Source organism: Nitratireductor mangrovi (assembly GCF_007922615.2).
Lineage (GTDB): Bacteria > Pseudomonadota > Alphaproteobacteria > Rhizobiales > Rhizobiaceae > Mangrovimarina > Mangrovimarina mangrovi.
This window is the reverse complement of sequence record NZ_CP042301.2, coordinates 1233287-1257558: the sequence shown is the minus strand read 5'-3', so window position 1 is coordinate 1257558 and position 24272 is coordinate 1233287. Positions and strand designations below refer to the sequence as shown.

20 protein-coding genes are annotated in these 24272 nt (G+C 66.0%); 9 read left to right on the top strand and 11 right to left on the bottom strand.

The features are described from left to right. Window positions 1-27 precede the first annotated feature (27 nt). Window positions 28-519, top strand: coding sequence for a GNAT family N-acetyltransferase (locus FQ775_RS06150; protein ID WP_167812782.1), 492 nt, complete (start codon window positions 28-30; stop codon window positions 517-519). A 4-nt stretch (window positions 520-523) separates the two neighbouring features. On the opposite strand, the gene cckA is transcribed toward FQ775_RS06150, so the two are convergent. Further along, on the bottom strand, window positions 524-3112 hold the full coding sequence (gene cckA / locus FQ775_RS06145) for a cell cycle histidine kinase CckA (RefSeq protein ID WP_146297485.1): 2589 nt from the start codon (window positions 3110-3112) through the stop codon (window positions 524-526). Between the two features lie 237 nt (window positions 3113-3349). Between cckA and FQ775_RS06140 the strand changes: the two genes are divergently transcribed. After that, a complete protein-coding gene (locus FQ775_RS06140; protein WP_246730282.1) occupies window positions 3350-4156 on the top strand; it encodes a flagellar biosynthetic protein FliO in 807 nt (268 codons plus the stop codon). Between the two features lie 82 nt (window positions 4157-4238). Here the strand turns inward: FQ775_RS06140 and dksA are convergent, their stop codons facing one another. After that, a complete protein-coding gene (gene dksA / locus FQ775_RS06135; RefSeq protein WP_146300554.1) occupies window positions 4239-4655 on the bottom strand; it encodes an RNA polymerase-binding protein DksA in 417 nt (138 codons plus the stop codon). A gap of 225 nt (window positions 4656-4880) precedes the next feature. On the opposite strand from dksA, the gene FQ775_RS06130 reads away from it, so the two are divergent. From FQ775_RS06130 to FQ775_RS06115, 4 genes are all read left to right on the top strand, one after another. Next, a complete protein-coding gene (locus FQ775_RS06130) occupies window positions 4881-5381 on the top strand; it encodes a SixA phosphatase family protein (RefSeq protein ID WP_146300555.1) in 501 nt (166 codons plus the stop codon). A 96-nt stretch (window positions 5382-5477) separates the two neighbouring features. After that, on the top strand, window positions 5478-6941 hold the full coding sequence (locus FQ775_RS06125; RefSeq protein WP_146300556.1) for a YcjX family GTP-binding protein: 1464 nt from the start codon (window positions 5478-5480) through the stop codon (window positions 6939-6941). Then, window positions 6938-8011 carry a YcjF family protein gene (locus FQ775_RS06120; RefSeq protein ID WP_146300557.1) on the top strand — a complete coding sequence of 358 codons (1074 nt, stop codon included), beginning with the start codon at window positions 6938-6940 and terminating at the stop codon, window positions 8009-8011. The genes FQ775_RS06125 and FQ775_RS06120 overlap by 4 nt, the downstream gene beginning before the upstream one ends. A gap of 208 nt (window positions 8012-8219) precedes the next feature. Then, entirely contained in the window at window positions 8220-8747 is a 528-nt protein-coding gene (locus tag FQ775_RS06115; protein WP_146302017.1) for a hypothetical protein, read from the top strand. A gap of 33 nt (window positions 8748-8780) precedes the next feature. On the opposite strand, the gene folK is transcribed toward FQ775_RS06115, so the two are convergent. Genes folK through folP form a run of 3 tightly spaced genes read right to left on the bottom strand, consistent with a single transcriptional unit; the run spans window position 8781 to window position 10514 of the window. Continuing rightward, entirely contained in the window at window positions 8781-9296 is a 516-nt protein-coding gene (gene folK, locus FQ775_RS06110; RefSeq protein WP_146300558.1) for a 2-amino-4-hydroxy-6-hydroxymethyldihydropteridine diphosphokinase, read from the bottom strand. Then, on the bottom strand, window positions 9280-9639 hold the full coding sequence (gene folB / locus FQ775_RS06105) for a dihydroneopterin aldolase (RefSeq protein ID WP_146300559.1): 360 nt from the start codon (window positions 9637-9639) through the stop codon (window positions 9280-9282). Before folB ends, folK begins: the two co-directional genes overlap by 17 nt. A gap of 11 nt (window positions 9640-9650) precedes the next feature. Further along, window positions 9651-10514, bottom strand: a complete 864-nt coding sequence (gene folP / locus FQ775_RS06100) for a dihydropteroate synthase (RefSeq protein ID WP_146300560.1) — start codon at window positions 10512-10514, stop codon at window positions 9651-9653. 91 nt (window positions 10515-10605) lie between these two features. Between folP and FQ775_RS06095 the strand changes: the two genes are divergently transcribed. After that, a complete protein-coding gene (locus FQ775_RS06095) occupies window positions 10606-11220 on the top strand; it encodes a DUF922 domain-containing Zn-dependent protease (protein WP_146300561.1) in 615 nt (204 codons plus the stop codon). A 154-nt stretch (window positions 11221-11374) separates the two neighbouring features. Here FQ775_RS06095 and FQ775_RS06090 read toward each other — a convergent pair whose 3' ends face one another. Then, entirely contained in the window at window positions 11375-12118 is a 744-nt protein-coding gene (locus FQ775_RS06090; protein WP_167812781.1) for a formyltransferase family protein, read from the bottom strand. Window positions 12119-12695: 577 nt separating this feature from the next. Then, on the bottom strand, window positions 12696-14486 hold the full coding sequence (locus FQ775_RS06085; RefSeq protein ID WP_146300563.1) for a methyl-accepting chemotaxis protein: 1791 nt from the start codon (window positions 14484-14486) through the stop codon (window positions 12696-12698). A 454-nt stretch (window positions 14487-14940) separates the two neighbouring features. Between FQ775_RS06085 and FQ775_RS06080 the strand changes: the two genes are divergently transcribed. Next, a complete protein-coding gene (locus FQ775_RS06080) occupies window positions 14941-15138 on the top strand; it encodes an Acb2/Tad1 domain-containing protein (protein ID WP_246730281.1) in 198 nt (65 codons plus the stop codon). Window positions 15139-15214: 76 nt separating this feature from the next. Here FQ775_RS06080 and FQ775_RS06075 read toward each other — a convergent pair whose 3' ends face one another. The 3 genes from FQ775_RS06075 to FQ775_RS06065 form a co-directional block, all read right to left on the bottom strand. Beyond that, window positions 15215-16234: an NAD(P)/FAD-dependent oxidoreductase gene (locus FQ775_RS06075; protein WP_146300565.1), complete on the bottom strand. Its 1020-nt coding sequence runs from the start codon at window positions 16232-16234 to the stop codon at window positions 15215-15217. Window positions 16235-16288: 54 nt separating this feature from the next. After that, window positions 16289-16609 carry a 2Fe-2S iron-sulfur cluster-binding protein gene (locus FQ775_RS06070; protein ID WP_146300566.1) on the bottom strand — a complete coding sequence of 107 codons (321 nt, stop codon included), beginning with the start codon at window positions 16607-16609 and terminating at the stop codon, window positions 16289-16291. A gap of 91 nt (window positions 16610-16700) precedes the next feature. Then, window positions 16701-17075, bottom strand: a complete 375-nt coding sequence (locus FQ775_RS06065; protein ID WP_146300567.1) for an Hpt domain-containing protein — start codon at window positions 17073-17075, stop codon at window positions 16701-16703. Between the two features lie 273 nt (window positions 17076-17348). Between FQ775_RS06065 and FQ775_RS06060 the strand changes: the two genes are divergently transcribed. Next, complete coding sequence (locus FQ775_RS06060) at window positions 17349-23468, top strand: apolipoprotein A-IV repeat region-like domain-containing protein (protein WP_146300568.1); 6120 nt, start codon at window positions 17349-17351, stop codon at window positions 23466-23468. 162 nt (window positions 23469-23630) lie between these two features. On the opposite strand, the gene FQ775_RS06055 is transcribed toward FQ775_RS06060, so the two are convergent. Continuing rightward, window positions 23631-24200, bottom strand: a complete 570-nt coding sequence (locus FQ775_RS06055; protein ID WP_146302018.1) for an ABC-type transport auxiliary lipoprotein family protein — start codon at window positions 24198-24200, stop codon at window positions 23631-23633. Window positions 24201-24272: the final 72 nt, after the last annotated feature.

Genomic DNA, 24272 nt, shown 5'->3' with positions numbered 1-24272 from the left:
AGCGAAGGCGGCATGCGGAAGCCGGGCTTGACAATCCGGCCGGCGACGGAGGCAGACGGGCCGGACATATCGCGCCTGTTGGCCCACTCCTATGGCGAGCTTTACCGCGGCTGGTATCCCGACGCGGTGCTGAAGCACGCGCTGCCCGTCATGACCCGTGCCAATCCTGACCTCATCGCATCGGGCACCTTTCATGCGGCTTTTGTCGACGGTGCACTGGCGGGATGCGGCGGCTGGAGCCGCAAACGCTACGACGGCAGCAGCGAAGAAGGCCTGGCACATCTGCGCCATTTCGGCGTCGACCCCGACCATCTGCGTCGCGGGATCGGACGCGCGCTGTTCGAACGCTGCCGGGCCGAGGCCGCAGCCGCCGGCTTCACGGCACTGGAATCACTCTCAAGCCTGCCGGCCGAAGCCTTCTACCTGAGCCTCGGCTTTCGAACCGCCGGCCCAACGCATATCGAGCTTCCAGACGCCACACGCTTCGCCGGCAAGCTGATGCGCGCGGCGATCGGCTGAGGGGCTATTCGCCCTCGTCGAGCATGTCCTTGACCACGGTCGCGAGCTGCTTGAGCGAAAACGGCTTCGGCAGGAAGCCGAACTTGGCATCCTCCGGAAGGTTCTTCGAAAACGCCTCCTCGGCATAGCCGGAGACAAAGACAAACTTCACGTCCGGCTCGATCTTGCGCAGTTCACCGAGCAGCGTCGGGCCGTCCATCTCCGGCATGACGACGTCGGAGACGACGATATCGATCTGACCTTCGAGTTCCTTGAATACCTCGAGCGCCTCGACGCCCGACGTCGCCTCGTGAACGGTATAGCCGCGCGACTTCAGAGCACGCGCACCGCCCATGCGCACTGCGTCCTCGTCTTCCACCAGCAGGACCGTGGCCGAGCCGGAAAGGTCCTTCTGAGCCTCGGCGGGGCGCGTGGCGGCGGGCGCAGCGGCGTCGCCCTCCTTCGGCGCGGCCTCAGACGCCGGCTTTTCGGCCTCGATGTGGCGCGGCAGGAAGATGCGGAAGGTGGTGCCCTCGCCTTCGGTCGAATCGCAGAAGATGAACCCGCCGGTCTGCTTGATGATGCCGTAGACCATGGACAGACCGAGGCCGGTACCCTTGCCGACCTCCTTGGTGGTGAAGAACGGCTCGAAAATCTTCTTGAGCACGTCGGGGGGAATGCCGGTGCCGGTGTCCTCGACCTCGACCAGAACGTAGTCGGCCGGCGCCAGTTCCCGGTAGCTGAAGCTTGCGGCCTCGTCCTCGGGCAGGTTGCGGGTGCGCACGATCAGGTCGCCGCCACCCGCCATGGCGTCGCGCGCATTGACGGTGAGGTTGACGATCACCTGCTCGAACTGGCCGAGATCGGCCTTGACCGGCCACAGGTCGCGTCCATGCTCGATCCTGAGCTTGATCTCGTTACCGACCAGCCGCGCCAGCAGCATGCGCAGGTCGGCAAGAACGTCGGTGAGGCTGAGCACCTCCGGCCGCAGCGTCTGGCGGCGCGAGAAGGCAAGCAACTGCCGCACCAGCGAGGCGGCGCGGTTGGCATTCTGCTTGATGTTCATGATGTCCTGGAAGGACGGGTCGGACGGGCGATGGTTGGTCAAGAGCAGGTCGGACGCCATGATGATGGCGGTCAGCACGTTGTTGAAATCGTGAGCGATGCCGCCGGCTAGCTGGCCGACCGCCTGCATCTTCTGGCCCTGCGCCATCTGCGCCTCGAGCGCCTTCTGCTCGGTGGTTTCAACCGCGTAGACGATGGCCGCCTCCTCCGCGTCGCCGCCATCGTCGACGACAGCGTTGACGTAGAAGCGGATGTGCCGCTCGGCATCGTCCGGCAAGACCGTATCGATCGGTGCGATGTCGGCCTGCTTCAGCTTCGCCTTCTCCAGGGCGGCGGTGAAGGTAGCGCGGTCGCGCTCGTGGATCACGGTTTCCAGATGCAGCCGCCGCTCGACGGAATCGCGGTCGACGACGGAACCGAACAACGACAGGAAAGGCGCGTTGGTGCGCAGGATGCGCCCCTTGCCGTCGACGCCGGCGATCGCCATCGGGGTCGAGTTGAAGAAGCGCGTGAAGCGCACCTCCGAGGCACGCAAATCGGCGGTGGCGTCCTCGCCCTGGGCACGGTTGAGCACGATGGTGCGGGTCGCGCCGGCCGCCCCGTCGCGGCTCGCGGTCGCACGGTGCATGAAGCGCACCGGCAAGGCCTCGCCGGTGACCGTGGACAGGTCGAGGTCGATGACCGCGTTGCGCACCGAGCCGGGATCGGCCTTGACCGAGCGGATCAGCGCCATGCCGTCGCCGGCGACGATTTCGGCCAGCGTCAGCGCACCCGGGGTAAAGCTTGCAAGGTCGATGCCGAGCCATTCGGCCAGGGTCGCATTGACATAGGTCACGCGGCCCGAAGGGTCGGCGGAGAAGAAGCCGGCCGGGGCATGGTCGAGATGGTCGATCGCCTGCTGCAGGTCCAGGAAAAAACGCTCCTGCTCGGCGCGTTCGGCGGAAATGTCCTCCAGCACCCAGGACAATAGCGGCTGGCGCTGGAACGGCGCGATGAAGCTGCGGGCGCGGACCCGGTACCAGCGCGCGCCATTTTCGGCGCCGGGACGGATCGGCTGCGCCAGCCGGAACTCGGCGTCGCCGCCGCGCCCGTCACGCAGGCCGCTGGCTATGCGCTCGACCGCGGCCGCGGCGTCGGGATTGTCGCCAAGCAGGAGCTCGACCGATTGCACATCAGCCGCCGAACTGGCGCCCGTCAGGTCGGCATAGGCGCGGTTGGCGTAGAAGACGCGGCCCTTGAGATCACTGACGATCAGCCCCTGTGGCATGGAATCGGCATAGGCCTTGGCCAGTTCGTCACCGCTGGAACGCGGTGCGATCTGCACGAAGCCGATGGCGGTGGCGAACAGGTAGCCGATGCCGGTCATCGCCAGGACGCCGAGCATGCCAAGCAGGAACGGGTCGCCGAGGCGGTCGCGCATCAGGACGAAGAGGAAGGCGGCGCTGATCAGGACGGCGATGAAAACGATCAGGCGGCTGATGGTGCCCGGACGCGCGTTCTGGTCAACGATCGGGGCGGGATAGCCGGTCCCGCGGCCTTGAGCTGCCATTGACGATCCGTCCTGCGCGATTCCTGTCGGTGATCCCCGGCAGGTATGAATCACATTATGGGCGGGGGCGAAAGCCCGTCACGCCGCATGGCGCAAGATTTGCGCGGCAGACGCCCATTGCCCACGACAAATCGTCCCCGGATCCGCGCCCGCACCCCCCAGAACTACCGGTTTCCTCGACGCGGGCGTTGCTCTACTGTGCGCGCGGACTCGAAGACAAGGTGCGAGGAAGATGGCGTGACGAGCTGGATGGAAAGTTTGGTCGGACCGGAAAACGCCGCCCTGGCGACCTGGATCGTGATCGCCGTCGCCGTCATCATCGTCGCGCTGATCATCTTCAGGCTGGTTCGCGGCATGACGACCGGCGCCTTCATTTCCGGCGGACGCAACCGCAAGGCCAGGCTCGCCGTGATGGACGCGACAGCCATCGATCCGCGCCGCCGTCTGGTGCTGATCCGGCGCGACGACGTCGAACACCTGATCCTGATCGGTGGCGCCAACGACCTGGTGATCGAGCAGGACATCCGCATGATCCCGCGTTCCACCCGCGGCATGGCGGGCGAGGCAGAGGCCGCGGCCAGTGCCGAGCCGGCCGAGGCTCCCGCGGCACCGGAACCGCCGGCGCCGAAGCCAGGCATCATGACCTCGCGACCCTTCGCCGGGCGCGACGCCACGCTGCCGCCGCGCCAGGCCGCACCGGTCCGCCCCGCGCCAGCCCCCGCGCCCGCTCCGGCTCCCAAGCAGGCGCCATCGTGGCGCGCCAGCCCGCCGGCGGAACCACGGCCAGCGACGCCGGCAGCACCACCCAAACCGCCTGCCGCACCCCAGCACCCCGCCCAGACCAGGCAGCCGGCGCCGCAGCCGGCTCCGGTCAAGGCAGCGGCTCCCGCGGCCAGCACCAGCGACGATCTCGATGACGAGCTGCTGCGCGAGCTCAACCAGTCGCTGGCAGGCGACAAGCAGGCACCGGCTGCCTCCGACGACCATTCGCTCGACGACGAGATGGCCAAGCTTCTGGGCGAGCTGTCGCGGGAGCGCAAATAGCGCGGCCGGGCGCCCGAACCTCTGGCGGAAACGAAACGGGGCGCCTCCTGGGCGCCCCGTTCTTTGTTGTCCGCGACCGTTCTCAGTCGTCGCGGTAAACCTTCTCGCGGCGCTCGTGGCGCTCCTGCGCCTCGATCGACAGCGTGGCGATCGGACGCGCATCGAGGCGCTTGAGCGAGATCGGCTCGCCGGTCTCCTCGCAATAGCCGTAGGTGCCGTCGTCGATGCGCTGGAGCGCGGCGTCGATCTTGGCGATCAGCTTGCGCTGCCGGTCACGGGCCCGCAACTCGATCGCCCGGTCGGTCTCCGAGGAGGCGCGGTCGGCGAGGTCGGGATGGTTGGCGTTTTCCTGCTGGAGTGATTCGAGCGTCTCGCGCGCTTCGCGCAAAATATCGTTCTTCCAGGCAATCAGCTTGCTACGAAAATATGTCTTCTGCCGTTCGTTCATGAACGGCTCGTCCTCATTGGGAACGTAGTCGTCTTCCTTGGTTGCACTCATCCGAGTCACCCCGCTGCAATGAACCGGCGCCTATATATTCGGGGGTTCCCGGAGGCACAAGCACAAAGGTCTGTGAAATCACGTCTTTGTCACACCGTGGTTTATGGCGGGCCGGGCCACCAGCGGGCCGCGGGCATGCATCGGGCGGTAGCGGTTGCACCGGCCGGAAGGGCCGACTAAGACACCGCTTCACGGCATCCGGCCTGCGGCAGACGGGGGTGAGATATGGGGCGGCTTTATCTACTCCGGCATGCCAAGGCGGCCTGGGCCGAGCCCGGCGGGCGCGATTTCGACCGTGCGCTTGCCGCCGCCGGCTGGGACGAGGCGGAAACCATCGGGGGCGCGATGCGCGAGAGCGGCTACTTGCCACGGACCGTGGTGTGCTCGCCGGCGCGGCGGGCCGTGGAGACCTGGCAAGGTGTCGCCCAGGCGCTCGGCCAGAAGGCGTCCGATGCGCTGATGTCGCAGTCGCTCTACGGTTCCGACGCCACCGCCTACCTGACGATCATGCGCAACAATGGTGATGCCGAAGCGCTTCTGATCGTCGGCCACAACCCGATGATCGAGGATCTCGCCTTCGCTCATGCCCGCCAAGGCGACGAGGAGGCGCGCGGACGGCTTGCCAGGGGCTTTCCGACCGCCGGGCTGGCGGTGTTCGACTTTGCGCGGCCGCTTTACGAGGCGTCTCCCCGCGATGCCAGCCTGGTGGCGTTCGTCACGCCCTGACGGCACGCGCCGCAGCGAACGTCGCGGCGCGGCATTTCATATCGCGGCGGGCTTGCCTATATCGTTGGCTTCGAACGTTTCCGGGTAACATTCGGCTTGGCATCCCTCACCACCTATGCGGACGAAGCGCTGATCGCGCTCGACACACTGGCCGGGCGCGCCGCCGGGCTGGTCACGCCGTCGTTGCGGCTGGGCGTCACCGGCCTGTCGCGGGCCGGCAAGACGGTGTTCATTTCGTCGCTGGTGCACAATCTGGTGAATGGCGGCCGGCTGCCCATGTTCGAGGCGCAGAAATCCGGCCGCATCGCCCGCGCCTTCCTGGAGGAGCAGCCGGACGACGCGGTGCCGCGCTTCCAGTACGAGGACCACATCGACGCGCTGGTCAAGGAAAGGCGCTGGCCGGAATCGACCCGCGCGGTGTCGGAGCTGCGGCTGACGATCGCCTATGAATCGGCCTCGGCCTGGGGACGCATGTTCTCGCGCGGGCGGCTCTCGGTCGACATCGTCGACTATCCGGGCGAATGGCTGCTCGACCTGCCGCTGCTCGGCAAGAATTACGCGGCGTTCTCGAACGAATCCTTCGAACTGGCGGCGCTGCCGGTGCGGGCCGACCTCGCCCGCGACTGGCTGGAGACCGCGCGCTCGGTCGATCCCGACGCCGATGCCGACGAGATGACCGCGCGTCGGCTGGCCGAGAGCTTCGCCGCCTATCTGCGCGCCTGCAAGGAGGACAGCCGGGCGCTTTCGACGCTGCCGCCCGGGCGCCTCTTGATGCCGGGCGACCTGGAGGGCTCGCCGGCGCTGACCTTCGCGCCGCTGCCGCCGGCCGAAGGCGGCAGGATGAGACCAGGGTCGCTGCGCGCCATGATGGAGCGCCGCTACGAGGCCTACAAGGCCCATGTCGTGAAGCCGTTTTTCCGCGAGCACATCACCCGGCTCGACCGGCAGATCGTGCTGGTCGACGCCCTGCAGGCGCTGAATGCAGGGCCGGCCGCACTTGCCGACCTGCAACGTGCGCTGGCCGACATCCTCTCCTGCTTCCGTCCCGGCAGCAGCAATTTCCTGACCGGAATGGTGACGCGGCGCATCGAGCGCATCCTGGTCGCGGCGACCAAGGCCGACCACCTGCATCACGAAAGCCACGACCGCCTGCAGGCGGTGGTGCGTCGGCTGACCGAACGTGCGGCCGCGCGCGCCAACCTTTCCGGCGCCGAGGTCGAGGCCGTCGCCATGGCCGCGCTCAGGGCGACCCGCGAGGGCACGGTCAGCCAGGGCAAGGAGGAACTGCCGGTGATCATCGGCACGCCGCTGGCTGGCGAAACGATCGGCAAGGAGAGGTTCGACGGCGAGACCGAGACGGCGGTGTTTCCGGGCGACCTGCCGCGCGATCCCGAGACGCTGTTCGACGCCAACGCGAAGGCCGGGCCGGCCGAGATGGTGCGCTTCGTGCGCTTCCGCCCGCCGAAGCTCGAACGGTCCGCCGACGGCATGACGCTGGTGTTGCCGCATATCAGGCTCGACCGGGCGCTGCAGTTCCTGCTCGGAGACAGGCTGGCATGAACGACAAGCGCAAGCCGGCTGCCTTCCGCCTGCCGCCGGATAAGGAGACTGCCACCGGCGCGGACGCCATCAAGGTCGGGGCAGCACGCGACACGCCGCGCATCCCGCGCGCGGTCAAGGGCGCGGAAATGGCGGTGGTGAAGCCGGCCGAGCACGACATCTTCGATGACGAAGCTCTGGACGAGGCCCCCGTTCCACTCGCGCCGCGCCGGCGCTCGCGGCTGGCGACGCTGTTCTTCAGCGCCTGCGGGATCCTGATTTCGCTGGCGCTCGGATTGTGGATCGACGGGCTGGTGCGCCAGCTCTTTGCGCGCGCCGACTGGCTTGGCTGGGCGGCGCTGGCAATCGTGGCGGTGGCGCTCGTCGCGCTCGCCGTCATCCTGCTGCGCGAGGCGCTCGCCCTGGCACGGCTGTCGTCGGTCGCGCGGCTGCGCGAACGCGCAGTGAAGGCGCTCGCCGACGCCGATCCGAAGGGTGCGCGCCGCCTTGCCGACGACCTGACCGGTTTTCTCGCGGCCAAGCCGGAGACCGCGGCCGGACGTCGGGCGCTGGAAGAATTGCGCCATGACGTGATCGATGCCGGCGATCTCCTCCATCTGGCCGAAACCGAACTGCTGGCGCCTCTCGACCGCGAGGCGCGCGCGATGATCCTCGACGCCGGCAAGCGTGTCTCGCTGGTGACCGCGGTGAGCCCGCGCGCTCTGGTCGATCTCGCCTATGTCGTCTACGAGGCGGCGCGGCTGATCCGGCGGCTGGCCGAACTTTACGGCGGTCGGCCGGGCACCCTCGGCTTCTTCCGCCTTGCCCGCGCCGTCCTTGCCCATCTCGCGGTCACCGGCTCGATTGCCGCCGGCGACAGCCTGGTGCAGCAATTGCTCGGCCACGGCCTCGCCGCGCGGCTCTCGGCCAAGCTCGGCGAGGGCGTGATCAACGGCATGATGACGGTGCGCATTGGCATCGCCGCCATGGACGTGGTCAGGCCGTTGCCCTTCCGCGCGCTGAAGCGTCCCGGCCTGGGGGATTTCCTCACGGCACTGACGCGCGTGGTGGGTCAAAAGGACGGCAAATAGCGGAAGTCGCTGCCGGGCCGGCACGCCCGGCACTTGCAAGGCGGCCAAGACTTGCGCATTCTGCGGCGGCCGATGCGAACAATGAGGCGAAGCGAGATTCGCATCGTGAGGCTCGGACCACTAGACGAAGCATTAACCAATCTTGGTCATGGTTCGTCGCGTCCAGTACAGTCGTTCCGGTGAGCGGGAAAGCCCGATGAAAAGCGTAATGCGCAATCTGCTGCCGCCGGTACTGGCGGTTCTGGCCTTCGGCCTTTCACCCGCCGCGGCATCCGACCGCGACGTCGCCTTCTTCAAGTCGGTGCGTGGTGAATGGGTCGGCCCCGGAGAGATTGTCGCCGGCAAGTACAAGGGCACCAAGTTCACCTGCACGCTGACCGGCGACACGCATGACAGCAAGATCGGCATGAAGCTCGACGGCAATTGCCGCGTCGGCGTCTTCTCGCAGCGCATGTCGGCCACGATCGAACGGCGCGGCAAGGGCTATCGCGGCACCTTCCTCGACGGCGCGGCCGGCAAGGGCCTCGACATCGTCGGCGGCACGGTCAGCAGCACGCGCGTCGTGATGTCGCTCAATCGCGACAAGCTCAAGGGCGCGATGCTTGCCCGCATGCGCGGCAAGGACGCCATGAACGTCACCGTGTCGGTGCGCGTCGACAAGGAACTGGTCCCCGTGATCGGCATGAACCTGAAGCGGGTCGATGCCGCGCCGGTCGGCGCGCTCAGCCGCAAATAGCGGTTCGCCGGGCAGCGGTCGCGCCGCCCGATCTCACGCCTGCCACCACTCACCACCTTCGGTGACAACGGAAATGCCGTCGCTGTCGACGGTGGCGATCCAGGCGTCCAGCGATCGCCCTTCCAGCAACAGGTCCGGCGCGATCTCGCGCAATGGCAAGAGCACGAAGGCGCGGCTGAGCATGCGCGGGTGCGGGATTTCCAGCCCCTCCTCGCGCACGGTTTCATCACCGTAGCTCAGGACGTCGACGTCGATCAGGCGCGGCCCGCCCGGAATCGTGCGCACCCGCTTGAGCTGACGCTCGGCCCCGAGGCAAAGTTCCAGCAGGTCGCGCGCGCTCCGGCGCGTCTGGACCTCGGCGGCGCAATTCAAAAAATCCGGCTGCACGACATCGCCCCAGGGCGGCGTGCGGTAGAGAGACGAGACCGCGCCGACGCGCGTCGCGGGGTCGGCGTCGATAATGCGCAGGGCGGCGGCCATCGATTGCCGCGGATCGCCGAGATTGCCGCCGAGGCTCAGGAAGGCGCGGACCTCACTGCGGCCAGACAACCGTCACCTCCACATGGTCGAGCACGCCGGGCACCGGCGCGTTCGGCTTGCGCACCGTGATTTCGGCGCGCTGGATCTGCGGAAAACGATCGCAAAGCCTTGTCGCGACGTCGCGCGCCAGCGCCTCGATGAGGAAGCGACGCTTGCCGGTGATCACTTCCTCGATCTCCTTGAAGGCGACGCCGTAGTCGACCGTGTCGGTGATGTCGTCCCGCTCGAGCGCACCGTCGGGATCGACCGTCAGCACCGCGTCGACATAGAAGCGCTGGCCCAGCATCTCCTCCTCGTCGAGGACGCCATGGCGCGCGAAGAAAGCGCAGTTCATCATGCGGATCACATACATGGCGGCGGCCTTCACCTCCTGGAACGCTGCGCGAGGATAGCATCGGCCATCCGCAGCGCGTCGGCATTGATTGCGACATCGTGGACCCGGAACAAGACGGCGCCCGCCAGGCGCAGCGCGACGCTGGTGGCGGCGGTGCCGACGGCCCGGTGGTCGGGATCGCGCCCGGTCACCGTTCCGATGAAGCGTTTGCGCGAGGTGCCGGCGAGAAGCGGCGCGCCGAGCGCATGAAGCTCCTCGAAGCGGGCAACGAGTTCGAGGTTGATCTCCGCCGTTTCCTTGCCGAAGCCGAAGCCGGGATCAAGAACGATATGTTCGGCGCCAATGCCGGCCTCGCGCGCGATCTTCAGCGAGCGGGAGAGAAACAGGAACTGGTCGGCGATCAGGTCCGGCTCGGTTTCGCGGTCGCGGCTGTTGTGCATCAGCACCGCGCCGGCTCCGGTTTCCGCGACCACGGAAGCGATCTCGGGATCCTTCTGCAAGGCCCAGATATCATTGACGATATGGGCGCCGGCCGCGACCGCCAAACGGGCTGTTTCGGCGCGCCAGGTGTCGACCGAGATCAACACGTCGGACCGGGCGGCAATCGCCTCGATGACCGGCATGATGCGCTGCTGCTCTTCCGCGGCTTCGACCGGCGCGAAACGGGGCCGTGTCGACTCGCCGCCGATGTCGACAATGGCCGCCCCCTCCTCCACCATCCTCAGTGCCTGCTCGACGGCGGCGTCAGGCGCCAGGAAGCGGCCGCCGTCGGAAAAGCTGTCGGGCGTGACGTTGAGCACGCCCATGATCACCGCCGCCGGCCCGAGTTCGAGACTGCGGCCATGGGCAAGGCGCCACAGGAAGCTGCCGGTCTGGCGGGCGGTGTCGCTCATCTCATCGCAACTCGTTGATCGGGCGGCCGGCTTGCGCGACCGGCCACCGTGGCGCATGGTGCAGGCTTGGCCATAACCGGGAACGGTCGTCATGAGAAGGTCGATACTGGTCTTTGTTGGTGTGCTGGCCGGCCTGTCGGCATCATCGGCGCAGACGGTCTCGCGCAGCTACAGCTATTTTTCCATCGGCGGAAGCACGCTTGAAGAGATCGACAAGGAACTGGCCAAGCGCGGACCGCAGGTCAAGAGCACCGGCCGCCGCCATCCGGGCGCCACGCAGATGAAATTCTCGACGCGGCTCACCTATGCCAGCAACGATCGCTGGTGCAGGGTCGACAAGGTCAACGTGACCGTCAACGCCCGCATCATCCTGCCGCGCTGGAACCAGCGCCGCCGCGCCGACGGCGATACACGCATCGTCTGGGACACGCTGTCGGCCGACATCAAGCGGCACGAGGAATTCCACGTCCAGATCGCCAAGCGCCATGCGCGCGAACTCGAACAGCGCATCGGCAAGCTCGATCGACGCGGCACCTGCGAGGACCTCAAGGAGCGCATCGACCGCGTCACCGCCTATGTCATGGACAAGCACGACGAGGCGCAGGCGCGCTTCGACCGCGTCGAAGGCATCAGCTTCGAGGACCGCATGATGCGGCTTCTGACCTACCGGCTCGAGCGGATCGAAAAGGGCCAGCTCAAATATTGAACGCGGTCGTAGCGGGGGCCTTGAAGGCGCGCGTGCCGACCGGTGTCGCCCGTCCCAAGCTTGCCAGGGTCCAGACTCATTCAGAGCCAATACGCAACGAGGGTGGCGTCGTTGCGGGATGCAGTCGCCGTTGATCGGCATTTCATCTTGCCGATCACGACCTCGACGACGCTCCGCGCAGCAGTTGAAGACTGGACATAGTTAGGCCCTTTTCGGCCAGGAACTTCACCTTCCATTCTTCGAACCGATCGAGCATTTCCCGCTCGGTTTCGATGGGCATTCGCATCCTGGCGTCCCGTGTTCGAAGGTCGATGACATGTCCATCAGATAGCAGCATGTCGAAGCAGACGAGCATGTCGATCTCGGCATCATAGTGCCGCCGGGCGAATGTGGCGAAGTCGTCGCTGTGCCTGATGGGCGTGATGTAGTGTGCCAGCACCTTCCCGGCGTCCGTCTCGGCATCGATGACGTGCAACGTGGTGCCAACCGGCTGGCCTTCGTAAATAGCCCATTTGAGAGCATCGAGTCCCCGTGCAGCAGGAATCAGGCCGGCATGGGCGTTCAGGATTTTCCCCGTGTTGGCAAATTCCGCGTCGATCAGGTTCGAACCGCATAAGATGAACCAGTCCGGGAACTTGTCTTCGCTAACGGTCCTCCACGCTTCCCGCCACGCCTCATAGGGCAGGCATCGCCCGCCGCTGCGCCTGGCGAGCTCCTGCGGCGTCGGGCCGTCCCCGAACTGGAATGGCCTGTGCGGCGCCGCCACAGTCCTTTCCGGGCGCATGGTGAACGGCATCGTCAGAAAATCGATCCGCTTGAATCCGCGATGCGTGAGGCCGGCAAAAACCTGCCGGGTCTTCATGTGCGGCGTGTCGTAGGTGAGGATGCACAGCTTCATAAGCTTCCGCCGCTCTCGGTCACCCCAACCAGAATGCATCGACGCAACGGCGGGTGGTCGCTTGCGAAGGACGTTGACTTCAAAGTAACGCGACGTCACGGCAAGTAACCGAAAGGAGCTCCTTATTGCGAACAAACCCGCCCTGGCGTAAGCATTCCAAGCTCGAACTCACGCATAGTGACGCTCGGTGGCCCTAATCGTCCGCACAATGGAGCATTGTTAGACTATGAAAAACCATCAATATTCCCTGCAGCATTTCTTGTTGCTGCCCTTGGTTTCTTAGGAGAACTTTTCTCAGGTTCAAGCACGGCAATTGCAACCCAAGTTGAACTCGACACAGGATAGACAATAGAATTTTATGATAGCGTCATGAATTTCTGCAAGAGTGAGGATGATCTAACCTTTTGTTCCTGCGGTTGTGTAGTTAGCATCATGCTGGAAGAGGAAGGTCTCAGAAGAATGAGCTTGACCGAGATGACGAGACTCGCAGACGCCTATCCCAACGAGTATCGCAAAGCCAAATCCCACTGCATCAATGTGAACTAACCAATCGGAGTTCTCGGCGGCGCTCGCGTACTCAGTATTCTTCCCACTCGTCCCCGGCCACCGCTTTCGCGGCCGCTCCGCCGAACGCCTGCATGACCTTGCCGGTCATCTGGCGGGCCGGCGAGGCGACCGGACGCGAGGCGTCGTTGGCGGCGGCGACCCTGGCAGCGGGCGCGCCGCCGTAGCGGAAACGCCCGAGCAGCGCGAAGAGCGCGTCGGCCTCCCTGGCCAGACTGTGGCTGGCGGCCGTCGACTGTTCGACCATGGCGGCGTTCTGCTGGGTCGACCTGTCGATCGCGCCCACCGCCTCGTTCACCTCCTTGAGGCCGGTCGCCTGCTCCTGCGAGCTTTCCACGATCGCCTGGACGTTGTCGTTGATCTGCTGGACCTGGGCGACGATCTGCTCGAGCGCCTTGCCGGTTTCGCCGACCAGGGAGACGCCGTTCCCGACCTGGGCGCCGGAGGTGGAAATCAGCGCCTTGATCTCCTGGGCCGCCTTGGCCGAACGCTGGGCGAGTTCGCGTACTTCCTGCGCGACCACCGCGAAGCCCCTGCCCGCCTCGCCGGCGCGCGCCGCCTCGACGCCGGCATTGAGCGCCAGCAGATTGGTCTGGAAGGCGATCTCGTCGATCATGCCGATGATGTTGGAGATCTCGCTGGAAGACGCCTCGATCTGGCCCATGGCCTCGATCGCGCTTCTCACCACCTCGCCCGAACGCTCGGCATTGGCGCGCGTCTGCGCGACCAGGGCGCCGGCCTCCTGGGCGCGGCGGCTCGAATCGGAAACACCCTTGGTGATCTCGTTGAGCGCGGCCGCGGTCTCCTCCACCGAAGCCGCCTGCTGTTCGGTCCGGCGCGACAGATCGTCGGCTGCCGAGCGTATCTCATCCGATCCCGAGTTGATCGCCCGGGCGTTTTCGCCCACGGCGCGCATGGCCTCGCGCAACGTGGCAATCGATGCGTTGAAGTCGCGCCGGGTCCCTTCCATCGTCGGCACGAACGGCGTGTCCAGGCTTTGCTCCAAATTGCCATCGGCCAGCGCCTGCAGTCCGGCACCGAGGGCGGCGATGGCGCCCATGCGTTCGGACACGTCGGACGCAAACTTGACCACCTTGAAGACCTTGCCGCTGATGTCGACGATCGGATTGTAGGCCGCCTGGATCCAGACTTCGCGGCCGCCCTTGCCGATCCGCATGAACTCGCCCGACTTGTGCTCGCCGCGGGCCAGATCCTTCCAGAATTGTTCGTATTCGGGGCTCGCCGCGTAGTCGGCCTGGCAGAACATGCGGTGGTGTTTCCCCACGATTTCCCTCAAATCGTAGCCGATTGCGGCGCAGAAATTCTCGTTGGCGGTGATGATTTCGCCGTCCGGATGAAACTCGATCATCGCCTGAGAGCGCGAAATCGCGTCGAGCTTGCCGGCGTCCTCGATCGCCCTCGCTTTCATGTCGGTGATATCAGTGGCGAACTTGACCACCTTGAACGGCTTGCCGCCTCGGAAAACGGGGTTGTAGGAGGCCTCGATCCACATCTCGCTGCCATCCTTGCGGATGCGCTTGTATTGCTTGCGGTCGAACTCGCCCCTGGCGAGCCGCGCCCAGAAAACCTTGTATTCCTCGCTTTGCGCCTCGGCCGGCTCGACAAAGATGCGGTGGTGCTGGCCGCGGATTTCGGAGAGCTCGTAACCGAGCGCGTCGCAGAAATTGCGGTTCGCGGTGATGATCCTGCCGGTGAGGTCGAACTGGATGATGGCCTGCGACTTGTCCATCGCCGCCAGGATGGCCCTGGCGTCGGAGCCGAGGCCGGAGAACAGCGCACTCATGGTGTCCCTTCCATGATGTCGACGTACGAGCGCAGACGCCGGCATGCGAGCGTCAGCCGCGATCCATCGCTTGAATTCCGTACATCCCCCCGCGCCACGCAATCATTGCGCCACCCCAGGCGAACCGCAGTGCAAGCACCGCGGCAGGCCCCCGCCTGGCTATTTCGATCCGGTCCGGCAACAGCGAGCCAATGTTTTAGTGTCGCCTAAAACGTGCATAGCAGACCGGAACTCAAGTTAATGGTGTATTGAATCGGTGAACGGACCGTTAAAGGCGGCACGAGATTTGGCTCTTCCGCGGTTGACGCAAGGGCAGCCAACTGCCGAGTAGACCTCCCCGCGATGCCGAAGCGGGCACGATCTGCAGCAGTATTCCGTTAATTGTTATGGACTATAGCAACACTCGATTCCCGCCGCGAAATGAAATCAAAGCCTGTCTTTTATGGGGTTAACGATGAAGAACGCCGACGCCGTGGGAATGACCTACCGCGCACTTTCGTCCGCGGAACGCAACCAGATGTACGAAATCAAGGAGAAAGGGCGGGAGTTTCTCGATGTCGTCGACACACTCGGCGCTTCCGAGGAACTGGAACTTGCCAAGATCCGGCTGGAGGAGGCGGTCATGTGGGCCGTCAAGCACATCTCGAGCTGAGCGAGCACCGTCCATCCGCACAGCGAAACGGCCGGCAAGCCGGCGGTGTCGTTTTAGAACTTCGGCGCCCCGGAGCCTAAGCCACGCCCAGCTTCTTCTGCAGGCTTGTCGACGACGTCGTGTACTGGAACACGATGCGCTCGCCCGGATTGCAGATGCGCTTGGCCGCCTGCGCCATCAGGGCCACCTCGTGAAAACCGGACAGGATCAGCTTCAGCTTGCCGGGATACCAGTTGATGTCGCCGACGGCGAAGATGCCCGGCTCCGAGGTCTCGAACTTCTCGGTGTCGACCGGGATCAGGTTTTCGTGGAGGTTGAGGCCCCACTCGGCGATCGGCCCGAGCTTCATTGTCAGGCCGAAGAACGGCAGCATGCGTGTGCAGGCGATCTCCTTGTCGCCCTCCGGCCCCTTGATGACAGCACCGGAAAGGGCGCCGCCCTCGCCTTTCAGTTCCTTGACCTGGCCGATCTCGAACTCGAGCTTCCCTTCCTCCTGTAGCGCAAACATCTTGTTGACGCTGTCGGGGGCGGCGCGGAACTCCGGCCGACGGTGAACCAGCGTCACTTTGCGCGCGATCGGCTGCAGGTTCAAGGTCCAGTCGAGCGCGGAATCGCCGCCGCCGACGATCAGCAAATCGTGGCCGCGGAACTCCTCCATACGGCGCACCGAATAAAAGACGCTTTCCCGTTCGAAGGCCTCGATGCCGGGGATCGGCGGGCGTTTGGGCTGGAACGATCCGCCGCCGGCGGCGATGACCACCACCTTGGCCTCGAAAAGCTCGTTCTCGTCGGTCGTGACGCGGAAACCGCCGTCGGGCAGGCGTTCGAGGCCGGTGACCATGCGGCTGTAGGTGAATTGCGGCGCAAACGGCGCGATCTGCTCCATCAGCTTGTCGACCAGCCCCTGAGCCGAAATCTCTGGCCAGGCCGGAATGTCGTAGATCGGCTTTTCGGGATAAAGCTCGGCGCACTGGCCGCCGGGCCGGTCGAGGATGTCGATCAGGTGGCATTTGAGGTCGAGCAGGCCAAGCTCGAAGACCGCGAACAGCCCGACCGGGCCGGCTCCGATGATCAACACGTCAGTCTTGGTGGTCATGGCGATGTCCCGAACTAGGCGAGTGGCGATAGCCCGTGAAGTGTGCGCCGGCCGTCACGCCTGCCGCTCGGGCACGCGCACGACGAGACCGTCGAGTTCCGGGCGCACCTTGATCTGGCAGGAAAGCCTGGAGTTCGGCTGCACGTCGTAGGCGAAATCGAGCATGTCCTCTTCCATCGCCTCCGGCTCGCCGACGGTTTCGGTCCACGCCTCATCGACATAGACATGGCAGGTCGCGCATGCGCAAGCGCCGCCGCATTCGGCCTCGATGCCGGGCACGGCGTTCTTGATGGCGTTTTCCATCACGGTGGAGCCGTCCTCGGCCTCCACCGTGAACTCGGTGCCATCATGCGCGAAATAGGTGATCTTGGTCATACGGCCTGCCCCGACAGGAAACGACCTGCCGAATTAACCGCTCCGTCGACCGTGTCAACTGCTGGCGGCCGCCGCGTTGCGCCAAAAGCGCCTAGCGGTTGATGGTCGCGACGAAATCCCGCACGTCGTCGATCGCCCGCGCCAGCTTGCGCATGCCGGCCTCGCTCGTCGGCTCGTCCTCGACCTTGCCGCAGATTTCGGCGACCGCGAAGGCGCCGATGCCGCGCGCCGATCCCTTGAGCCCGTGCGCCAGGAAGCGGCGCTGCTCGGCGTTGGCGCGCCTGATCTGGTCCTTCACGCTCTGCGCCTGCTGGACGAACATGGAAAGCACTTCCTGCTCGAGCGCACGGTCGCCCATGGTCTGTCGCGCCAGATGGACAAGATCGACGGGGCGGGCCCGCGACGGGGCACAGGATTCACCACCCGGACGGGAAAACGCCACGATGTCTACGCTCGGATACGCCATACTCTCTACCCGCTAATTCCCAACGCCGAGGAGGCTAGCCGCAGCGTGTGGACATCGGGTTAATCGAACATGCGCGCGACCGCCCCAAATTCGAACGATCGGCTCACGCCACGTTAACCTTATGTTTAAACTTTTACGCATGCCGACGAATGCGTGTTTTCTTTACCCCGGTGTGCCACTACGATACGAGCACCAGAATTGCGTGGGCGTAACGGGGCGTAACGCGCGGATACCGAACGGTTTCGCGCGAAGTAATGACAGGGTACTGGCGGCATGGCTGGCAAGCAATCCACGACAAAGAACCTTGAAAGCGATGTCGAAAAGGAACTCGCCCATTCGCTTGAGCTGAACCTCGAGGATCAGGAAATCGACCTGACCGCCTCGATGGCGGAGCTGGAAGCGCAGATATCGGCAGCCGCGGAAGAGCTTGCCCGCGAAGGCCGCGGCGACGACGATCCCGAGCCGGCGACCGCCGCCAAGAAAAAGGCCGCCCCCGATCAGAAGCAGGAATCTGCTCCGCAGGAGCCGCGGCAAGAGCTGCGCGCCGCGACGCCGGACAACGCCGCCGGCACCGCGCGCCAGGGCTTTTCCGCCGCCAATGACGACCGCCAGCGCGATTATGCCGCCATGGTCGCCTCGCTCAGCCGCCGCCCTTCCTCGACAGCCTACTGGCTCGCGGCCACCTTCTCGGTGATCTGGATCTGCGCCGGCGTGGCCCTCGGCCACTACCTGTTCGCGCCCGAAATCTGGCAGGTGCGCAGCTTCGACCAGTTGCTGGCAACGCCCGGCGCGGTGGCGATCGCCGTCGGCATCTTCGTGCCGGTTCTGCTTTTCTGGGCCTTCGCGGCGATGATCCGCCGCGCGCAGGAAATGCGGCTTGCCGCCCAGTCGATGACCGAGGTTGCCTACCGGCTGGTCGACCCGGAGGCGCTTGCCCAGGACCGCATGATGACCGTCAGCCAGGCCGTGCGCCGCGAAGTGCAGGCGATGGGCGAAGGCATCGAGCGGACGCTTGCGCGCGCCGTCGAGCTGGAGACGCTGGTTCATACCGAGGTCAACGAGCTCGAAAACGCATACTCGGAAAATGAACGTAGAATCAGGCTCTTGGTTGATGGTCTTGGCACCGAACGCGAAGCTGTGATCAGCCATGCCGAACGCGTGCGCGCCTCGATCGCCGGGGCCCACGAGCTGATCCGCGACGAGTTGAACACGGCCAGCGACCTGATCCAGGACACCGTCAACAACGCGTCCGGCACACTCAACTCGACCATTGCAGGCGCCGGCGAAACGCTGCTGGCCCAGTTCGCCGAGCGCAGCCAGTCGCTGCAGGGGGCGATCGACGAGCGCGTGGAAACGATGGCCAGCCGCATCACGATGTCGGGCGAGGCCTTCGCCAGCCTGCTCGACGAGCGCATCGTGTCGCTGACCGAGAAGACCGACACCGCGGCGCGCTCGCTTTCGGAACTGCTCGACAACCGGACCTCCGGCATGGTCTCGCTGCTCGGGGCGTCGACGGAATCGCTGACCAAGGAACTCGACGGCCGCCTGCAGGAGATCGAGCGCACGCTCGCCGAACGCGGCCAATCACTCATCAGCGAGTTCGAGACTCGCGCCCAAGCCGTTGATTCCGGTGCTGAAAAACTCAACGCCGCGCTTGAGGCGCGCGCCCGCCAGATCAACGAGACGCTGGCCGAACGCTCGCGCGAACTCGCCGACGCCTTCCGCAGCGGCCGCGACGAAATCTCCAACGCCGTCGATGAGGGCCGCACGCGCATCGGCAGCGAGATGGCCGACCTCGTCGCCTCCACCTCGTCCATGCTCGACCAGCGCGCGCAGGCCTTCGGCGAAACGCTCGAACAGGGCCGTACGCGCATGTCGGAAATGCTCGACGCCGACCTCAAACGCATCGAAGGCGAACGGGCCGGCATCGACGATGTCGTGTCGGGCTATCTGGACAAGCTCGCCGAGGGCCGTAGCAGCCTCACCTCCGCGCTCGATGCGGACCTCCAGCATCTGGCCGAGTCGCGCGCCGAGATCGATGGCGTGGTGGCCGGCCATATCGGCAAGATCGCCGAGGGCCGCAAGCTGTTCCGCCAGGCGCTCGACGACGACCTTGCCAACCTGTCCCGGGCGCGCGCGGAGATCGACGAGAGCGTCACCGGTCATCTCGCCAAGATCGAGGAAGGCCGCACTGCGCTCACCAGCGCCTTCGAGGGCGATGCCGGACGCATCCAGGAACTGATCAATGTGCAGCTTGGCCACCTGCATGACGGCCGCAACCAGCTGACGCAGGCGTTCGAGGGCGAGGCCGACAAGATCGGCGGCGTGATCGCCGAGCAGCTTGGCCGCATCGAGGACGGGCGCATCACGCTGACGCGCGCCTTCGAGGGCGAGGTCGAAAAGATCGAAGGCATGATGAGCGGCCAGTTGAGCCGCATCGAGGACAAGCGCAACGCGCTGACCTACGCCTTCGAGGGCGAAGCCGAAAAGATCGAAGGCATGATGAGCGGCCAGCTCAGCCGCATCGAGGACAGGCGCAATGCGCTCACCACGGCCTTCGAGGGCGAGGCCGAAAAGATCGAAGGCATGATGAGCAGCCAGCTCAGCCGCATCGAGGACAGCCGCACCGCTCTGGCGAGCGCCTTCGAAGGCGAGGCCGAGAAGCTCGAAGGCATCATGAGCGGCCAGATCAGCCGCATGTCGCACAGCCAGTCGCGGCTGACCGAGGCTCTTGAGGCCGACCTGCAGCGCCTCGGCGACGTGCGTGCCGAGATCGACGGCGTCGTCGTCAGCCATATCGGCAAGCTGGCCGAAGGCCGCAAGCTGTTCCGCCAGGCGCTCGACGATGACCTCGGTCGCCTCGCGGAAACGCGCGCCGAGATCGACCAGGTGGTTTCCGGGCATCTCGACCAGATGGTCGAGGGCCGCAGCGCGCTGACCCGCGCCCTCCAGGACGACCTGTCGAGCATCGAGAACGTGGTCGAGAAGCAAGTCGAGAAGATTTCCGAGCATCGCGCCGCGGTGACCGGCGCGCTCGAGGCCGACCTTGCCAATGTCGAGCAGGCGGTCGGAGCGCATCTCACCAAGCTCACGGAAGGACGAGAGGCGCTTTCGGGCGCGCTCGACACCGACCTGCAGAAGCTTTCGGAGACGCGGGCCGAGATCGACCAGATCGTCATCAAGCACATGGGCACCCTGTCGGAGCGCCGCAAGCTGTTCCGCCAGGCGCTCGACGAGGATCTGGGCCGCATCGCCGATGCGCGTTCGGAGATCGACGGCGTCGTGACGGCGCATGTGTCGAAGCTCGCCGAAGGCCGCAACATCCTTTCGCAGGCACTCAACGCCGACATGGAGCAGATCGAGAACACCCGCTCCGGCATCGAGCATCTGGTCAGCGAACAGCTATCTCGCCTTTCGGAGGGCCGCGACCAGATGACGGCCTCGATCGAGGCCGACCTCGCACGGCTTGCCGAGAGCCGCACCATGATCGACCAGGCCATTGCCGACCATGTCGGCCGCCTCGCCGACGGCCGCAACGTGCTGACCGAGGCGCTGGAAGACGATCTCGCCAAGCTTGCGGACACCCGCTCGCTGATCGATTCGGTCGTCAACGAACACCTCGAGAACCTGGCCAATCGCCGCCACGAGCTGTCGCGGGCGCTCGACGAGGATCTCAACAAGCTCGCCGAAGCCAACCAGAACATCGACTCCTCGGTGACCACGCATGTCGCCAAGCTGGCCGAGGGCCGCAACATCATGGCGCGGGCGCTCGAACAGGATCTGGAGAAGCTGTCGGAGACGCGTACGGCGGTCGATGCGGCACTCAACGCGCATGTCGAACTCCTCTCCCGCAGCCGCGGCGAGATCACATCCGCGCTCGCCAAGGACGTGGAAAAGATCGAGGAAACCTTCCGCCACCAGAGCGGGGTCATCGAGGAGCGTACCGGCACGATGCAGCGCGCCCTCGATGTCGGCATCGAGAACGTGCGCACGACGATCGAGAATACCGCGGTCGTGGTCGCCGGCTCGCTGCGCGACAAGGTGCTGGAGATCACCTCGGCGCTGACCGAGGAAGCCGGCAAGGTGTTCGGCGACGCCGACGAACAGATCGCGCGGCGCGTCGAGGAAACCGCCTCGCTGCTTTCGGCGCGCGCCGGCGAAGTCACCACCGCCTTCGACGAGGCAGGCAGGCGGCTCGACCAGCGCGTCAACGAGACCGGCGAGAAGCTGTCGCAGCGCGCGGTTGCACTGTCGAACGCCTTCGACGCCGCCGACGAAAAGCTGGCATCGCGCGCCGGTCAGACGGCAGACACGCTGAATGCCCGCGCGGAGGCGATCTCGCGCATCTTCGAGCAGGCCGACGAAAAGCTGGCGGCCCGCGCCGAGGGCTCGGCCAAGACGCTCATCGAACGCTCCAGCGACGTGGTGCGCGCCTTCACCGAGGCCGACGACCGCATCGTGAAGCGCACGCAGGAGACCTCGAGCGAGCTTTCGGCCCGCGCCGACCAGATCGCCGCAACGCTCTCCGACGTGGAAAAGAAGCTGGGCGACGGCGCCGAATCGATCGTCGCCAAGGTCGGCGGCCAGATCCAGACCGCCGAGGACCGCCTTGCCGGCAGTGCCGAGAAGATCGGCCAGAAGCTGGTCGAGCAGGTTTCGAAGACCGAGACACAGCTTGTCTCGCGCGCCAATGTGATCGCCGAGACCTTCTCGGCGGTAAACCAGCACATCGGCCAGCGCACCGAGGAAGCCGCCAAGACGCTCGACGAGCGCACCCGCGAGCTCAACGAGCTTCTGGCGAGCCGTTCGGCCGACATCGCGCGCATCATCGACGAGAAGGCGCGCCCGCTGCTGGACAACTTCGAGGCGACCGGCGGCGCGCTGCAGAAGAACCTCGAGGACGCCACCCAGAAGGCGGCCGAGCGCCTGCGCAGCGAGAACAATGCGCTGGTCAACGCCATCGCCAGCCGGACAGCCGAGACGCTCACCGCCGTCGAGGGCGCCCGCGAGACGCTGTCGCATGGCGTCGAGGCGCTGCTGGAGCGGCTATCACACTCGAACGCGAAGCTGGGCGAATTGATCGGCGAGGCCTCCAAGAGCCTTGGCGCGGTCGACGAGCGGCTGACCGGAGCGACGCAGAACTTCGCCGCCTCGACCGAAAAGGCCGCACAGACCTTTGCCAGCTCGGCCCGCATGATCGATACCAATGCCGGCCGCCTGTCGGAGCTCTCCTCGCAGACGCTCAAGGAGGTGGCCTCGATCGCCAACCGCTTCGACGAGCACAGCCGCCTGCTGAACCACGCGCAGGACATGATCGGCTCGGCGCAGTCGAACCTGACGGCGACGCTGGAGGAGCGGCAGAAGGCGCTCGAGGACCTGGCGGTCGGCCTGGTCAAGAAGTCGGAAGACATCGAGAGCCTGATGCGCTCGTTCGAGACCGTCGTCGGCGCGGCGATCGAGAAGGCCGAAGGCCGCACGATCGCGACCACCGACCAGATCCGGCAGGCGATCTCCGAAGTCATCGAATCGGCCACCGAGCGTTTCGCCGACGCCACGCAGGAAATCCGGCGCACCGCCGGCACCATCCGCGAGGAACTCGAGGAGACGCGTTCGGAACTGAAGCGCGGTGTGCTGGAAATGCCGGAAGAAGCCAAGGAATCGACCGGCGCCATCCGCCGCGCCGTTTCCGAGCAGATCGCAGCGCTCAAGGAACTGGCCGACATCGTGTCGAAATCGGGCCGCATGTACGACGTCTCCGAGCCGGAAGGCCGCGCCGAAACGCCTCCGCGCCCGGCAGCACCGGCGGCGCCCTCTCAGCAGCGGCCCGAGCGTCAGCCGCAGCGTCGCGCCCCGGAACCGCGGCGCGACCATGACGAGCCCGCCCTGCGCGGCTCGTTCGGTCCGCAGGACGCCGCGATCGTCGACGAGGAAACGGCAGGCGATGGCGCGCAGCCGGGCGGCTGGGTGCAGAACCTTCTGCGCCGCGCCTCGCAGGACGAGGAGCCGGCCGCGCCGCCGGCCTCACGTCCGGAACCGCGCTCGGCGGTCAATGTCGTGGAATCGCTCAACTCGCTTTCGGTCGACATCGCGCGGGCCATCGACCATGAGGCCTCGGTTGAGCTGTGGCAGCGCTACCGGCGCGGCGAGCGCAACGTCTTCACGCGCCGGCTCTACACGCTGAAGGGCCAGCAGACTTTCGACGAAATCCGCCGCAAATACCAAGTCGACAGCGAGTTCCGCAGCGCGGTCGACCGCTATTGCGACGATTTCGAGAAGCTGCTGCAGGACGTCTCGCGCAACGACCGCGACAACATGGTGACGGAGACGTACCTGACCTCCGATACCGGCAAGGTCTACACGATGCTGGCGCATGCCAGCGGCCGTTTGCGCTAGCGAGCAGAAAAGGCCAGGACGGGCCAAGGGGCGCACCGCTCAGCCGGCGCGCCCCTTTTTCGTGGGCGCCGTCGCGCGGGGCACGCATACCGGCACGCGGCCAGCTTTGGAACGGCGATCTAAGGGGTTCGGGGACAGCGAGCGCAGCCGGTGCGCAAGGCTTCAGATGGAAGCGACCGTCCAGCCGACGATATCCGAAGCGACATTGCCGAAGGCGGCATCGAGGGCGGCGGCATAACCGTCATTGCCGGAGCCGGTCACCGGTGCGGTGGCGGCAAAGGTCCGCGCGGCGCGCACGACGCCGTTGCGGTCGTTGAGCACGCGGGCGAAAAGCTCCACCCGCGCCTGCTCGCCGCCGGCGATCTCGATCTCGAAGGCCCTGATTTCCACGATCACCTGATAGTCGATCGCCAGCCCCTCGCCCGGCTTGCCGACCCCGCCGACGCGGCCCGATTTCTGGAACGCCTCGGCCAGACGCGCCTGCACCACCTTGGGCAGGCGGTCGCTCCACTGGGCGCCCTTGAGGTACTGGATCGAGGCCGGAGCCGGCTTGACGACGATGTTTTCGCCGTCGAGGGATTTGAGCGCCGAAGGCTCGGCAATGAGAAGCTGGGTGCGCGGCCTGCGGCGGCCGCTGGGCTCGATAGCCGGCGCGGTCAGTTCATAGGTATCGAGCGGCGCCGGCGCGCCTCCCGGCAGGGCGGCGCAGCCCGACATCAGCGCGGCAACCATCAGACCGGAAACAAAACTCGAACCGCGCTTCACTCGCCCGCTCCCGCCGTACCTACGCCCGGCGGGTCCCTT